The organism is Achromobacter sp. GW823-FHT04E03, from assembly GCF_058796095.1.
Window position 1 is genome coordinate 300344 of sequence record NZ_JBXAIJ010000003.1, and the last position, 15349, is coordinate 315692.

A 15349-nucleotide genomic window follows, 5' to 3' on the forward strand; every position below is an offset into this window, starting at 1 on the left:
TTCATGGCGCAGGTCAGCGTCTGTGAAACGATTCTTCCATCAAACCTGTAGCCGGGGAAATACGCAAGTCATATAACCTTATGCAATATTCAAGCTGGCGCCGCAGGCGTCCGCCACCGCCCCGGCCCGCACTGCGGCGGACAGGGCCAGCGCGCGCGGCAGGATGTGGGCGCCGTAGAACAATCCGGTCGCCAGCTTGGCCCCGTAGAACGGATCGGTGGAACCTGCCGCCAGATGCCGGCGGCAGGCCAGCACGGCCCGCGCCATCTGCCAGCCGCCGTGCACCACGCCGGCCAGCATCAGATAGGGCACGCTGCTGGAATAGACCGCCCTGATATTGGTCGGCGACTGCTCCAGGATGAATGCCACGCCGGCCTCGTAGGCCTGGATGGCGCTGTCCAGGTTGTCGCGCAGCAGGCGCAGTCCTTCGCGATCGTCCGCCGACGCGCGCATCGCCTCGTTCTCGACTGCGCGCAGCGTCTCGCGCATCGCCGCGATTGCGGCATGGGCGGTGGCGCCGCCGTCGCGCTGCGTCTTGCGGCTGACCAGGTCATTGGCCTGGATCGCGGTCGTGCCTTCGTAGATGGGCAGGATGCGCGCGTCGCGGTAATACTGCGCGGCCCCGGTTTCCTCGATATAGCCCATGCCGCCGTGCACCTGCAGGCCCAGCGATGCGACCTCGACCGCGGTCTCGGTGGAGAATCCTTTGACGATGGGCACCATGTACTCATAGAAGGCCCGGTTGCGCGAGCGCTGCTCCGGATCCGGATGATGCGTGCCCTTGTCGTGCGCGGCCGCCGTCACGTAGGACACGGCGCGCGCCGCCTCGGTCAGCGCCTTCATGGTCATCAGCATGCGCTGCACGTCCGGATGGCGCACGATGGCCACGGGGCCGGCCGACCCTTCGACCGCGCGGCCCTGCACGCGCTCGCGCGCATAGGCCAGGGCATGCTGATAGGCGCGTTCGGACACGCCTATGCCCTGCTGCCCCACCGAATAGCGGGCGGCATTCATCATGATGAACATGTATTCCAGGCCGCGGTTCTGCTCGCCGACCAGATAGCCGATGGCGCCTTCGCCCACGTCGCCCTTGCCCGAACCGTACATGAGCACTGCGGTGGGACTGCCGTGGATGCCCAGCTTGTGCTCCAGCGACGCGCACCAGACGTCGTTGCGCTTGCCCAGGCTGCCGTCGGCCTGCACCAGGAACTTGGGCACGATGAAAAGCGAGATCCCCTTCACGCCGGCCGGCGCGTCCGGCGTGCGCGCCAGCACCAGATGGATGATGTTCTCGGCCAGATCGTGGTCGCCATAGGTGATGAAGATCTTCTGGCCCGTCAGCCGGTAGCTGCCGTCGTCCTGCTTCACCGCACGAGTCGCGACCTGCGCCAGGTCCGAGCCGGCCTGCGGTTCGGTCAGGTTCATCGTGCCGGTCCACTTGCCGCCGATCAGCTGCGGCACGTACTGCTTGCGTTGCGCGTCCGATCCGACCGTCAACAAGGCTTCGATCACGCCGTCCGTCAGCATGGGACACAGGGAAAACGCCAGGCTGGCCGCCTGGATGTTCTCGCCCGGCGCCGCCGCGACCAGCTTGGGCAGGCCCTGCCCGCCCCACTCCACCGGATGCTGCAAGCCCTGCCAGCCGCCCGCGGCGTAATCCTTGAAGCCCTGCGCGTAGCCCGGCGTGGTCGTGACCTGGCCATCCTTCCAGACCGGCGGCTGCGTATCGCCCGGCACGTTCAAAGGCGCCACGGCCTGCTCGACGAAGCGGCCGTTTTCTTCCAGGATGGCGTCCACCAGATCCGGCGTGACTTCTTCGAAGCCGGGCAGTTTCAGGACGTCATCGAGTCCTGCCAGCTCCTTCAAAGCGAAGCGGAAGTCCTGCAGCGGGGTTACGTAGGGCATGGGGTCTCCATCAATTGGCCGTTTCCTGACTCTCTTTGGCCAATCTTAAACCCTTGCTTCCTTCCTTGCGGGCATACTCCCCGAACGCGGCCAAGGACGCGGACGGCGTCACTTCCTCGTATCCGGCCGCCATGCCCTGCTGCACATCGGCCAGCGCCAGCACATCGTTGCTGGCCTTGAACAGCGTGTCCAGCACCTGCGGCGGCGTGCCCTTGGGAGCAAAGATTCCCCACCAGTTGGACACGTCATAGCCGGGCACGGTCTGCGCGATGGTCGGATAGGGCAACAGGCGCGAGGGCTGGCCAGACGTGACCGCCAGGGCCACCACCTTGCCCGTATCGATCACCGACTTGGCCGAAGGCGCCGTGGCGAACGAGATATCTGTGTCGCCCGCCGCCACGGACTGCGCCGCCGCGGCGCCCCCCTTGAAGGGAATGTGCATCAGCTTCACGTTGGCAAGCGTCATGAACTCGACCGCGGCCAGATGCGTGATGACGCCGTTGCCGGACGAGGCGACATTGATGGACCCCGGCTTGCTCCTGGCCCGGTCCATCAGGTCCTGCACGCTTTTCAGCCCCAGCTTTGCGTTCGCGATCAGGACCATGGGGCCGGTCGTGAGCTGGGCCACGGGCACGAAGTTGTCCGGCGTGTAATCCACCTTGTACAAGGCGCTGTCGCTGCCCATGACGCTGGAATTCCCCAGGTACAGCGTGTAGCCGTCGGCGGCGGCGCGCGCGGCCAGGCTGGCGCCGATCGTGGAACCGGCGCCAGGGCGGTTTTCCACGACCACCGGCTGCTTCAATTGCCTGGCCAGCGCATTCGCATAGACCCGCCCCACTTGATCCGCCCCGCCGCCGGGCGGGAACCCGATCACCAAGGTCAGGGGTTTGGAGGGATAAGGATCGGCGGCATGCGCGGCACCGGACATCGCGGACAAGGCGATGGCGGCAAGCAAGGCGCCATGGACGGCAATAGCAGGTTTCATCAGGGTCTCCTTTGATGGAATCGGAGCCGCTTGTGGCGCGGCTCTCTGGTCATGCGCCGGCCGCGTCAGCGGCCGGTGAAATCCGGCGCGCGCTTCTCCTTCCACGCCCGCGCGCCCTCGGCCAGGTCGCGGGACTGCTCGGAACGCAGCACCGCCTGCTCGATTGCGGCCAGATCGAGCTCGCCCCGCGCGATGCGGTTCAGGTGCGCTTTCACGCCGAACAGCGGAATCGGAGCCATTGCCGCAATCTGCGCGCTCAGGGCGTCCAGCCGGGCCGATAGCATTTCTTGCGGCACCAGCTCGGTCAGGAATCCAATGCGCAGCATTTCGTCGGCCTGGATTTTTTCCGCCGTCAGGAACAGGCGCTTGGCCTGGTCCAGGCCCAGGCGCGTCACATAGCGCGACATGCCGCCCGCGTAGAAGTGCAGGCCCAGGCGCGTGGCCGGCATGAACATGTCGGACTGCGGCGTGCCGATGCGGAAATCGCAAGCCAGGCACAGGTCCGTGCCGCCGCCATAGGCCCCGCCCTGCACCGCGGCGATGGTCACTGGCCGCGCCGCCTCGATCAGGTCCATGGTCTGGCCAAAATAAAGAGAGCTGGGCGCGCTGTCGGACGCCAGGGACGAAATGTCATACCCGCTGCAAAAATACTTGCCGTCGGATTGAAAGCGCAGCACCCGCACGGCGTCGTCCGCGTTGACCCTGTCCAGATGCTCTCTGAGGACCGCCAGGTCCTGCGGCCCGAGCCGGTTGGCATGGCCGGGCCTGCGCAGCCGGATGGTCGCCACGTGGCCGTCGACGGCAAGGCTGGGCGTATCGGCGGGACCCGTCATGTGCACGTCTCCGCCTGATGCGCCACGCCCTCGGCCAGCAGCCGGTCGATCTCGGCATCTGCCATCCCGTAACGGGCGAATACCTCGCGCGTGTGCTGGCCGAACACGGGCGGAGCGCGGCGGCTCGGCGCCTGCGCGCCGCTCAGGCCCAGGGGCAGGTCCACCTGCCGCAATTCGCCCAACACCGGATGCGTCAACGAGCGGACCAGTCCGCAAGCCTGCACCTGCGCGTCGGCGAACACATCCTCCAGGGTATTGATGGGGCCTGCGGGAATGCCGCCCTCGATCATCAGCGCGGTCCATTCCATGCGCGTCTTGCGCTTGAGCCCCGCCTCCAGCTCCTGCTTCAACGCATAGCGGTGCTGCATGCGCTCGGCGTTCGTCAGGAACCGCTCGTCGGACACCAGATGGGACAGTCCGAGAATGCCGCAAAGCCTGACCCACATCGCCTGGGTCGCGGGCGCCAGGTTGAGCGGCCCGTCCGCGGTCTCGAAGGTGCCGTAGGGCGCGATGACCGGATGCACGTTGCCGCAGGGTTCCGGGATCTCTCCCTTGCTGAGGTAGCGCTGGCCCTGCACGCTGAGCAACGCCATGAGGCCCGCCAGCAGCGAGGTTTCGACATGCTGCCCGCGACCAGTCGAGGCGCGCTGCGCGACGGCGGACAGTATTCCTATCGTCAGCCACATGCCGGCGCTCAAGTCGCCGACGGCTACGCCCACCCGCATCGGCCCCGATTCCGGCGTGCCGGTCAGGCTCATGAAGCCCGAATAGCCCTGCGCGACCTGATCGAATCCGGCCCAGTCCCGTGCCGGCCCCTTGCTGCCAAAGCCGGAAATCGACGCCATGATCAGGCCCGGATGCTCTTGCGCCAACGCCTCGTATCCCAGGCCCATCGCCTCCATCGTTCCGACCTTGAAGTTCTCGACCACGATGTCGGAAGCCAGGGCCATCTTGCGCAGCAGCGCGATCCCTTCCGGCTTGCGGAAGTCCACGCCTATGCCTTGCTTGCTGCGATTGGCACTAAGATAATAAACACTTATGTCGTCATCGAAGGGGCCCCACTGCCGCGCCATCTCGCCGGCGGGCATGGGTTCCACCTTGACGACCTCGGCGCCCAGGTCTCCCAGAATCATTGTGCAGAAAGGCCCGGAAAGGGCCCGAGTCAGATCCAGCACTTTCAGCCCTGCCAATGGCAGACTCATGTTCGTCCTCCCGTGATGCGAAGCCCATTCTAGGCAGCGCTTCACAGGTCCCGAAAATACTGTTTTCCGATCCATTCATAAGATTTTCTTATCCAATGAATCTGCGTCAGCTCAAGTACTTCGTCCGGGTGGTTGAAATGCGCAACATGACCCGGGCCGCCGAAAGTCTGCATGTGGCGCAACCCGCGCTGAGTCAGCAGATGGCGCTGCTGGAGGAAAGCCTGGGCGTCGCACTGCTGGTGCGCGGGGTCAAAGGCGCCCAGCCCACCGCGGAAGGCCTGTTGCTGTACCGGCACGCGCAAACCATCCTGCGTCAGGTCGACAGCACTCGCAGCCTGCTGTCTAAGACCGGGGACCAGGTCACCGGCACGGTGTCGATAGGACTGGCCTCCAGCACCGCGCGCATGCTGGCGTTGCCGCTGATGCGCCGGGCCAAGGCGGAGCTGCCTTCGGTGGTGTTGGAAATCGTCGATGTGCCCAGCGCGGACCTGACCAAGCTGGTGCTGCAGGGACGCATCGATTTTTCCTTGTCGCCGGACCAGCAACCCATGCAGGGACTGCTGCGCACGCCACTGCTGCGCGAGAGCCTGTTCCTGCTGGCTCACGCTAGCGTCGCGCTGCCGCGCCGCACGCTGGCCATCGCGGACTTCGCCGCCTTGCCCCTGGTTCTGCCCAGCCTGCCCAACACGCTGCGCGCACGCCTGGACCATGCCTTCCTGACCGCCGGCCTGACCTGCAATCTGTTTGCCGAAGCCAGCACCTCGGCCATCCTCGTCCCCGCGGTGCGCAGCGGCATGGCCGCCACGATCCTGCCCTGCTCGGCCGCGCAGCCCGAAATCGCGGAAGGGTCGATCGTGGCGCATGCCCTGGACGACACGCTGTCGCGCGAACTGGTGCTATGCGCCAGCGAGAGCCTGCCCCCCACGCCGGCGGTGAGCCAGATCATGGCCTTGTGCAAGGACGAAATAAAACGCCTGATCGACGATCAGGCGTGGCAGGGATGCGCGCTGCTGAAGCAGAGCCCGCGCTAACCCAGATGGTGCGCCAGCGACACGATGATCGGCCCCAGCACTGGCAGCAGCACGTTGGCGATGGCGTAGGTCACCGTGTAGCCCAGTAGCGGCACGGAACTGCCGCTGGAGGTCAGGATGGCGCTGATGGCCGGCGTGCTGACATGCTGGCCAGCGATGGCGCCGACCAGCAAGGGACCTTCGATCTTCAGGATCTTGTGTCCCACCCACAGCGACAGGCAGGCAGGCCCCAGCGACACCAGCAGGCCGATGAGCGGCAATACCGCGCCGTGCTCGCGGATCAGCGCGATGGCTTCCGGCCCCGCCGACAAGCCCACGCAGGCCACGAACACAGCCAGGCCCAGATCCTTCAGCAACTGCACGGCATGGTCCGGCATGTGGCCTATCGAGGGCCGCTTGGCGTTGATCCAGCCGCAGACCAGACCGCTGACCAGCGCGCCCCCGCCACTGCCCAGCGACACGGGGATGCCCCACATCCGCGCGCTCAGGCTGCCGATCAACAAGCCGGCCAGGATGCCGAACGCCAGGAACACCAGGTCGGTCACGCCGCTGCGCCGCAGCTCATTGCCCAGCGCCGCGCCGGCCTGGGAGAGTTCGGGCTCGGCGCCGACCAGCGTAACCAGGTCGCCGTATTGCACCACGGTGGCTGGCGTGATCGGCAAGGAATGGCCCGAGCGCACGATGGACTGCAGGAACACGCCGCGCGCGCGCTGGGCGTTGGGCCGCTTCGCCAGTTCGCCGACGGTATGGCCATTGACGGCTTTCTTGTTGACGATGACGGCCAGCTCGCTCAGCTGCAAGTCGTCGGCATGCGCCTCCGGCAGCTGGATTTCGGGTCCGATGACGGAACCCGCGCGCAGCGCGAAGCGCCGCAAGCCCAGCACCACCACGATGTCGCCCGTGGCCAGCATGTCGCCGGGCGTGGCGTCCACCGCCTCGCCATTGCGCAGGATGCGGCTGATGACGGTGCGTCCGCCCAGCGCGGCCTCCACTTCAGCCACGCTTTTGCCATCCGCGTCCTTGACCACATGCGAGCGTCCCACCAGCCGCGGCAAGGTGGGCATGTTCGCGTCCTCGCCCTCCCCGGCCGCCACCCCGAGCTTTTCCTCCAATGCCTTGGAAGCCTCGCGCAGATTCATGCGCAACAGCGCTGGCGCTACCTGGCTGGTGAAGAACACGATGCTGATCAGGCCAACCAGATAGGTCAGCGTGTAGGCCGTGGCGATGTTGGCTTCCATGCGCTGGACCTCGGCATCCGCCAGGCCCAGATGCTTGAGCGCCTCTGCCGCCGTGCCTACCACGGCCGATTCGGTGGCCGCGCCGGCCGCGAGGCCCGCCGCCGTCCCAGCGTCCAGGCCGAACAGCGGCACCGCGGCCAGCACGATGGTCAGCACCAGCAATGCTTCGATGATAGGCAGCGCGATGTAGCGCAAGCTGGAGCGGTTCAGGTTGGCAAAGAACTGCGGCCCGCCCGAGTACCCCATCGCGAATATGAACAGGGCGAAGGCGACTTCCTTGAGGTCGCCGCGCATCTGGCAACCCGTCTGGCCGATCAGCAGGGCGACGATGAGTGTTCCGCACACGCCGCCTAGCTGGATCGGTCCGACTTTCAGCTTGCCGATCAGGTATCCCAAGCCCACCGTCACAAACAGCACCGCGATGGGAACGCTATTGAAAAACCCGACCGTACAAGTCATGTCGTCATGTCGCCCTGGAGGTTGCTGCCCGGCCCGCCTACTTGCGCGCCACGGCCTTCTTGGCGGACTTCGCCGCCGTGTCGGCCTTCTTCACTGCCTTCTTGACCGCTTTCTTGGCTGCCGCGGTCTTGCCCGCCTTGCGCTTGGCCGCGGGCGCCTTCGTGGTCTGGCCCTTGCCGGCCGTCGGGCCCGAACGAACCAGTTCGCCGGCCTTCCACGCCTCGACGTACTCGGTGGCGGCTTCGACCATATGCTTGCCGATCTTGGCGTAGTCGCCGTCGTCCAGGTTCGCCAGCGACACGCGGATCGACCATGGCGGACCGCCGAAGCCGCCGCCGTCCATCAGCACCACGCCGGATTTCTCGGCCAGGCGGAACAGGAAGTCGACCGGCTCGTAGTTGGCCATCATGTACTTGCAGAACGCATCGCCGTACGTGATCTTGGCCCAGACCATGAAATCCAGCTCGACGTAGTACCAGGCGCGCATCGGATCTTCGGGCGGCATGGGTATGCCCAGGCCGCGCCACAAGGCATCGCGGCGCGCGCGCACGATCTTCATCGTCAGGTGCTTGTAGGAGTCCTTCAGGTCCATCAGGTGCGACAGCGCGAAGAATCCCATCTGCACCTGCTGCGGCAAGGACAGGCCCGCGGTGTGGTTCAGCGCGACGTTGCGGCTGTCGGCCACCAGCCGGTCGATGAACTTGAGCTTTTCGGGCTCCATCGTCATGGCGCCATAGCGCTTGTTCAGGCGCTGTTTCCAGGATGCAGGCAATTCGGCGATGCGGCGGTCCATGGTGTTCTTTTCATGGGTCGCGATCACGCCCAGGCGCCATCCCGTGCAGCCGAAGTTCTTCGAGAACGAGTACACGCAGATGGTGTTGTGCGGCACTTCCGCCATCAGCGAGCGGAAGTTCGGCACGAAGGTGCCATAGACATCGTCCGTCACCAGCACCAGGTCCGGATTCTTGCGGATCAGGCGCACGATCTGCTTCATCTCGACCGGGCTGAACGCCACCGACGGCGGGTTGCTGGGGTTGACCGTGACCGCCAGCTTGATCTTGGGATTCTCGAGCTTGGCGATTTCGGACGCCGGATAGTGCCAATCATGGGTGCCGTCGGCCCGCAGGCTGCTGGCGTTGATCGGCACGATCTTGAACTGGAAGCGCTCCAGATGCGAGATCTCGATATAGGGCGTGAAGGTCGGCAGGAACAGCGCGATGGTATCGCCCTGCTTGAGCAGGCCGTTCTGCATCAGCGAATCGAAGATGTAGCACATGGCCGCCGTGCCGCCTTCGACCGGGAACAGGTCGAACTTGCCCTTGGGCGGACGGCCGTCGCACATTTCCTTGATCAGGTAATCGTGCACGATCTGTTCAAGATGGACCAGCGCGCGCGGCGGCACGGGATAGTTGTCGCCGATGATGCTGTCCGTCAGTTCATGGACCCACGCGTCGGGGTCGAAGCCCTTGACCTTGACGCCGTACTCCAGCACGCCGACCAGGAAATCGTAGCCGTCCATGCCTTTGTGCTTGGCCAGGAACTTGCGCATCCGGTCGGCGCAGCCCTTCTTGGCCGGCATGCCCGCCAGGATGGACTCGTCGCGCACGCGGCGCGCTTCCTTCATCGCGAACTGGCCCATCAGGAAGAAGGCGTCGCGCGGTTCGGTGGCGATCCAGTTAGGGTTGCCGCGGCCCGCGTTCAGCATGGTGATGGCGGCGGTGTGCTGGTTGTCCTTGGCCAGCGTGATCAGGTAGTCCTTGAGTTCAAACGGAGAAAGCTGCTCCAGGTCGCGTTGGCGCGAACGGGTGGTTTTCAAGGCCGAAGCCAGGCTGACGGTAAGAGGCGCGGTGGAAGCCATTGTTCAGTACTCCTGGTTTGCATGGTGACAGGCGCTGAGCGTCGCCGGCCGCGCCGGCGCGCTTGCAAAACGCCCCGCAAGCGCGGGGCTGGCGGGGCGTTCTGCTAGGACATGAGCATGACGATGACAATCCCCCAGATGATGAGCAGGGTATTGCCGATGGCGTAAGGAACCGTGTAGCCCAGGGCAGGCACCTGGCTCTTCGCCGTTTCAGTTATCTGGCCGATGGCCGCGGTGGTGGTCCGGGCTCCGGCGCAGACTCCCAACGCAATGGCGGGATGGAACTTGAATACATACCGCGCAATGTATACGCCCACGATCATCGGAACGCTGGTGGCGATGATGCCCGCGATGAAGAGCTTGGCGCCCAATTGCTGGAAGCCCAGCACGAATCCCGGCCCTGACGATATACCCACGACCGCGACGAACGTCGTCAGCCCCACCGATGTCAGGAACCAGTGCACCGGTTCCGGCACACGGCCGAAGGTCGGATGCACCGAACGCAGATAGCCGAAGATCAGGCCGGAAATCAGCGCGCCGCCGGAGGTCGACAGGGTGACGGGAACGCCGCCCACGGTCAGCACCAGAGAGCCGAACAGGCCGCCCAGCAGAATGCCGAAGCCGACGAAGACCATGTCGGTCTGGCTGGTGGCGCGATCCACGTAGCCCAGCCGGCCGACCACGCGCTCAACGTCGCGCTTGGCGCCCAGCACGAACAGGCGATCGCCGCGGTCAAGCTTCAAGCCCCAGTTGATCGGCATGTCGTGGCCGCCGCGCACGACCTTGCGCAGGAACACGCCGCGTCCCAGTTCGCGGCCCGCTTCGCTGTCGGCGATTTCCTTGATGGTCTTGCCGGCGATGTTCTTGTTGGTCAAGACGACTTCGACGACCTCGGCGGGCATGTTGATCAGGTCGCGGTCCTCGACTTCGGTGCCGATGATGCCGGCGGCCTGCGTAACCAACGCATCATGCCTGCCGGTCACGCCCAGCACGTCGCCTTGCTGCAGCACCGTCTTGGCATCGCTGTCGATGATCTGGTCGCCGCGCCGGATGCGCTCCACGAACACCCGGGCCTCGACGAAGCGGGACTCCAGCTCTCCCACCGTCTTGCCGGCGAATTCCTCGCGGTCCAGCTTGTAGGCGCGCGCGATGAACTTGCGGTAGCCCGACAACTCCATCGAGTCGGCGCCCCCCGACATCTTGGCTTCGTATTCCTGGCATTCTTTGACGATGTCCACGCGCATCAGCTTCGGGCCCAGGGATGCCAGGATCCAGGCGCTTCCAACCGTGCCGAAGATGTAGCAGACCGCGTACGCGACGGGAATGCTGTCAATCCATTTCTTTTTGGTTGCTGCGTCTATGCCCAATCCGTTGATGGTGTCCGTCGCCACGCCCATGACCGCGGAAATGGTTTGGGCCCCTGACAGCAGGCCTGCGCCGGTGCCGGCATCGAAGCCGAAGCCTACGGCTGTCGCCCATGTCACCAACAGGCAGATCACGCAAATAATGACGGCAAAGATGACCTGCGGAAGGCCATCGCTTTTCATCCCTCGGAAGAACTGCGGTCCGACGCCGTAACCCAGACCGAAGAGGAAGAGCAGGAAGAAGACCTGCTTGAGGACGGGAGCGATCGTGATATTGAGCTGTCCCACCAGCACGCCGACCAGCAGCGTGCCAGTCACGGCTCCCAGATTGAATCCGAAGAGTTTCTTGGCGCCTATCCAGTACCCGAGACCGAGGGTAAGGAATATCGCAAGTTCCGGATATTTTCGCAGAGTGTCAAAGAACCATTCCATCCCGAATCTCCTTCGTTCTGTACAGGCCAAGCACTTGCGCGAATCTAGCTGCGCGCGGAACACATTATCAGAATCTTTCGAGAAATCAAAAGATTTGGAATACTGAAATCACAAGATGTGTAGTCCTCGCGTCAAAAAATAAAAAAAGCCCACCAGCGCGAAGCTGGCGGGCCTTCGATACGGCTGCGCGTTGTGGCTTACAGCGCGCCGGTCAGTTCGGGCACGACCTGGAACAGATCCCCCACCAGGCCATAATCGGCCACGCCGAAGATCGGCGCTTCCGGATCCTTGTTGATGGCCACGATGACCTTCGAATCCTTCATGCCGGCCAGATGCTGAATGGCGCCCGAGATACCAACCGCGACGTACAGTTGCGGGGCAACGATCTTGCCGGTCTGACCGACTTGCCAGTCGTTAGGCGCGTAGCCGGCGTCGACCGCGGCACGCGAGGCGCCGAGCGCCGCGCCCAGCTTGTCGGCCAGCGGATCCAGGATCTTGAAGTTTTCGGCGCTGCCCAGACCACGGCCGCCGGAGACGACGACGCGCGCGCCAGCCAGTTCCGGACGGTCGCTCTTGGCGACTTCACGGCCCACGAAGGTGGACAGGCCCGAATCGGCCACGGCGGCGACTTCTTCCACCGCACCCGAACCGCCCTGCGCGGCCACGGCGTCAAAGCCGGTGGTGCGCACGGTGATGACCTTGACGGCATCGGCCGACTGCACCGTGGCAATGGCGTTGCCGGCGTAGATCGGGCGTTGGAAGGTGTCGGCCGATTCCACGCCGATGATGTCGGAGATCTGCGCCACGTCCAGCTTGGCAGCCACGCGGGGTGCCACGTTCTTGCCCGAGGCGGTCGCGGGGAACAGGATGTGGCTGTAGCCCGAGGCCACGGCCAGCACCTGGGCGGCGACGTTCTCGGCCAGGCCGTCGGCCAGTTGCGGCGCGTCGGCCAGCAGGACCTTGGCCACGCCGGCGGCGGCGGCGGCCTGGTCGGCCACGGCGCGCGCATTGGCGCCGGCGACCAGCACGTGCACGTCGCCTCCGATCTTGGCGGCGGCGGCGACGGCGTTCAGGGTTGCGCCCTTGAGCTGGGCGTTATCGTGTTCGGCAATAACCAGCGTCGTCATGTTCAGACCACCTTCGCTTCGTTCTTGAGTTTGTCCACCAGGGCCGCGACATCGGCCACCTTGATGCCGGCCTTGCGGGCGGGCGGCTCGCTGACCTTCAGCGTCTTCAGGCGCGGCGCGGCGTCCACACCCAGCTCTTCAGGCGTGACGGTGTCCAGCTGCTTCTTCTTGGCCTTCATGATGTTGGGCAGCGTGACGTAGCGCGGCTCGTTCAGGCGCAGGTCGGTGGTGACGATGGCGGGCAGCTTCAACGTCAGCGTTTCCAGGCCGCCGTCGACTTCGCGCGTGACCGTGACCTTGCCATCGGCCAGCTCGACCTTGCTGGCGAACGTGGCTTGCGGCCAGTCCAGCAGCGCGGCCAGCATCTGGCCGGTCTGGTTTGCATCGTCGTCGATGGCTTGCTTGCCCAGGATCACCAGCTGCGGCTGTTCCTTGTCGACCAGCGCCTTCAACAGCTTGGCCACGGCCAGCGGCTGGAGTTCGGCATCGGTCTGGACCAGCACGCCGCGGTCGGCGCCGATGGCCATGGCCGTGCGCAGCGTTTCCTGGCATTGCGCAACGCCGCAAGAAACCGCCACGACCTCGGCGACAGCACCCTTCTCCTTCAGGCGGGTCGCTTCCTCGACGGCGATCTCGTCAAAGGGGTTCATGGACATCTTCACATTGGCGATATCCACGCCGGTTTGATCAGACTTGACGCGCACCTTGACGTTGTAGTCAACGACGCGTTTGACAGGTACCAAAACCTTCATCCCGCTGCCTCCAAATGGAAAATAATTACCCGGCATGCGCCGGGATCGCATTGCACAATTTTTTCTCGATTCTACAGCTTCGCCAGCGCTCGTATATGGGCGACCACGCTGCGGCCCAAGGCGGACAAGTTGTAACCGCCTTCCAGCGTGCTGACGATGCGCCCCTGACAGTGGCGCTCGGCCACCTCCACGAGCTGTTCTGTTATCCAGGCGTAATCCGCCTCGACCAGGCCCATCTGGCCCATGTCGTCCTCGCGATGCGCGTCGAAACCGGCCGATACCAGGATCAGTTCGGGCCGGTGCGCTTCCAGCGCCGGCAGCCAGGTATCGGTGACGATGGTCCTGACCGCCGCCCCGCCGGTGTACGCGGCCACGGGCACGTTCAGCATGTTCGAAGCGGGACTCTCGGCGCCGCTATTGGGAAAGAACGGATGCTGGAAGAAGCTGCACATCAGCACCCGGTCGTTGCCGGCGAAGATGTCTTCGGTGCCGTTGCCGTGGTGCACGTCGAAATCGACGATGGCCACGCGGGAGAGGCCGTGGAAGTCCAGCGCATGCTGCGCCGCAATAGCGACGTTGTTCAGAAAGCAGAATCCCATGGCCTGGGAACGGCAGGCGTGATGCCCCGGGGGCCTCACCGCGCAGAAGGCCGTGCGGGCCTCTCCGCCCATCACCGCGTCCACCGCGGCCACCCCTGCCCCGGCCGCGTACAGGGCGGCTTCGTAGGTATGGGGATTCATCAGCGTATCCGGATCGATAGGGAAATACCCTTGCTCCGGCGTATGTTCACGCAAACTGTTCAGATACTGGACAGTGTGCACCCGCAATATGTCATGGCGGGATGCCTGCGGCGCCTGGCGGTCGTCCAGGTAAGGCATCAAGCCGCTGGCAAGCAACTGGTCTGAAATGGCGTCCAGCCTCTGGGGGCTTTCGGGATGCCAACTGCCCATTTCATGCAGGCGGCATGCCGGGTGGGTAAGATACATGGTCTCCATAAGGAAGATTATGTTCATCTGTCGGCGATTACTGCAACTCGGAACGCTCTCCGCCCTGCTGGCGGGCTGCTCCACCACCGCCCCCTCTGCACCCAACACCGTCGCCGGCCAGCCGGCCGCCGAATCAACCCCGGCCCCCATCCGCATCGGACCCAGCGCGCCGACACCTGGATCCGAACTGGCGGACGACGCCCCCGCCGCGCTGGCCGCCAATGGCACGTTGCGGCCTGAAGTCCGCACTTTCGTGGAAAACCTGGCCACCGAGCGCCAACTGCCGCTGGACCCCATGGTCGCCGCGCTGGCCGGTTCGCGCTACAACGCCACCGTCGCGCGCCTGATCGCGCCGTCGCCCCCGGGCAAGAAGATCTGGCGCAGCTGGCTGACCTACCGCTCGCGCTTCGTCGAACCCAAGCGCATCGGCTGGGGCGTGGAGTTCTACAACGAGAACCGCGACCTGCTCAACCAGGCGGCGCAGCGCTTCGGCGTTCCGGCGCCGGTGATTGCCTCGATCATCGGCGTGGAAACGCTGTACGGCCGCAATATGGGCAATTTCCGCGTGCTGGATGCGCTGACGACGCTGGCCTTCGACTACCCGGACCCCGCCAAGCCCGAACGCGCCACCATGTTCCGCGGCCAGCTTGCCGACTTCCTGACCCTGGTCATGAAAGACAAGCTGGACCTGGAAACCCGCGGCTCGTACGCCGGCGCCATCGGCATGCCGCAGTTCATGCCCACCAGCGTCATGCATTACGCGGTGGACGGCGACGACAACGGCCATATCGACCTGAGCAACAACACCCGCGACGCCATCATGTCCGTGGGCAGCTTCCTGTCGCAGCACGGCTGGCAGCGCGGCCTGCCGGTGTTCGCACCCGTGGTGCTGCCTGCCGATCCCACCGCGCTCGTCGACGGCGGACTGGAACCCAAGCAAAGCTGGGGCACGCTCACCGCCGCCGGCGCCCGCCTGCAGCCAGGCGCATCGGCCTCGGGCTGGGGCAGCCAGCCGCTGGGCGTGGTCGACCTGGTCGAGGAGGCCCGAGGCACGGCGCAATATCGCGTCGGCACGCCCAACTTCTTCGCGCTCACCAAGTACAACCGCAGCTACTTCTACGCGACCTCGGTAGCGGATCTGGCAAGCGAGATCGAAGCGCGCGTGGGCCGCTGAAGC

At 65.2% G+C, this 15349-nt stretch carries 12 protein-coding genes; 2 read left to right on the top strand and 10 right to left on the bottom strand.

Annotated features, from left to right (window positions below; genetic code table 11):
* Positions 1–78: 78 nt before the first annotated feature.
* The 4 genes from AC1RHV_RS21035 to AC1RHV_RS21050 all read right to left on the bottom strand — a co-directional run bounded on the left by AC1RHV_RS21035 (position 79) and on the right by AC1RHV_RS21050 (position 4925).
* Positions 79–1905, bottom strand: coding sequence for an acyl-CoA dehydrogenase (locus tag AC1RHV_RS21035; RefSeq protein WP_054450934.1), 1827 nt, complete (start codon positions 1903–1905; stop codon positions 79–81).
* 10 nt (positions 1906–1915) lie between these two features.
* Positions 1916–2890, bottom strand: a complete 975-nt coding sequence (locus AC1RHV_RS21040; RefSeq protein ID WP_492301900.1) for a tripartite tricarboxylate transporter substrate-binding protein — start codon at positions 2888–2890, stop codon at positions 1916–1918.
* A 65-nt stretch (positions 2891–2955) separates the two neighbouring features.
* Entirely contained in the window at positions 2956–3723 is a 768-nt protein-coding gene (locus AC1RHV_RS21045) for an enoyl-CoA hydratase/isomerase family protein (protein WP_054450929.1), read from the bottom strand.
* The gene (locus AC1RHV_RS21050; protein WP_054450927.1) at positions 3720–4925 is read right to left on the bottom strand and encodes a CaiB/BaiF CoA transferase family protein; all 1206 of its coding nucleotides are present in this window, start codon (positions 4923–4925) and stop codon (positions 3720–3722) included. Before AC1RHV_RS21050 ends, AC1RHV_RS21045 begins: the two co-directional genes overlap by 4 nt.
* A gap of 95 nt (positions 4926–5020) precedes the next feature.
* Between AC1RHV_RS21050 and AC1RHV_RS21055 the strand changes: the two genes are divergently transcribed.
* Positions 5021–5956 carry a LysR substrate-binding domain-containing protein gene (locus tag AC1RHV_RS21055; RefSeq protein ID WP_054450925.1) on the top strand — a complete coding sequence of 312 codons (936 nt, stop codon included), beginning with the start codon at positions 5021–5023 and terminating at the stop codon, positions 5954–5956.
* Here the strand turns inward: AC1RHV_RS21055 and aspT (AC1RHV_RS21060) are convergent.
* From aspT (AC1RHV_RS21060) to AC1RHV_RS21085, 6 genes are all read right to left on the bottom strand, one after another.
* Positions 5953–7653 carry an aspartate-alanine antiporter gene (aspT, locus tag AC1RHV_RS21060; protein WP_054450923.1) on the bottom strand — a complete coding sequence of 567 codons (1701 nt, stop codon included), beginning with the start codon at positions 7651–7653 and terminating at the stop codon, positions 5953–5955. The genes AC1RHV_RS21055 and aspT (AC1RHV_RS21060) overlap by 4 nt on opposite strands.
* A gap of 37 nt (positions 7654–7690) precedes the next feature.
* The gene (locus AC1RHV_RS21065; RefSeq protein ID WP_119450897.1) at positions 7691–9511 is read right to left on the bottom strand and encodes a bifunctional aspartate transaminase/aspartate 4-decarboxylase; all 1821 of its coding nucleotides are present in this window, start codon (positions 9509–9511) and stop codon (positions 7691–7693) included.
* A gap of 104 nt (positions 9512–9615) precedes the next feature.
* Complete coding sequence (gene aspT, locus AC1RHV_RS21070) at positions 9616–11307, bottom strand: aspartate-alanine antiporter (protein ID WP_054450920.1); 1692 nt, start codon at positions 11305–11307, stop codon at positions 9616–9618.
* Positions 11308–11504: 197 nt separating this feature from the next.
* Positions 11505–12434: an electron transfer flavoprotein subunit alpha/FixB family protein gene (locus AC1RHV_RS21075; RefSeq protein ID WP_054450918.1), complete on the bottom strand. Its 930-nt coding sequence runs from the start codon at positions 12432–12434 to the stop codon at positions 11505–11507.
* A 2-nt stretch (positions 12435–12436) separates the two neighbouring features.
* Positions 12437–13186 carry an electron transfer flavoprotein subunit beta/FixA family protein gene (locus AC1RHV_RS21080; protein ID WP_013392406.1) on the bottom strand — a complete coding sequence of 250 codons (750 nt, stop codon included), beginning with the start codon at positions 13184–13186 and terminating at the stop codon, positions 12437–12439.
* Positions 13187–13257: 71 nt separating this feature from the next.
* Positions 13258–14181, bottom strand: coding sequence for a histone deacetylase family protein (locus AC1RHV_RS21085; protein WP_082400679.1), 924 nt, complete (start codon positions 14179–14181; stop codon positions 13258–13260).
* Positions 14182–14191: 10 nt separating this feature from the next.
* Between AC1RHV_RS21085 and mltB the strand changes: the two genes are divergently transcribed.
* On the top strand, positions 14192–15346 hold the full coding sequence (gene mltB / locus AC1RHV_RS21090; RefSeq protein ID WP_119450899.1) for a lytic murein transglycosylase B: 1155 nt from the start codon (positions 14192–14194) through the stop codon (positions 15344–15346).
* Positions 15347–15349: the final 3 nt, after the last annotated feature.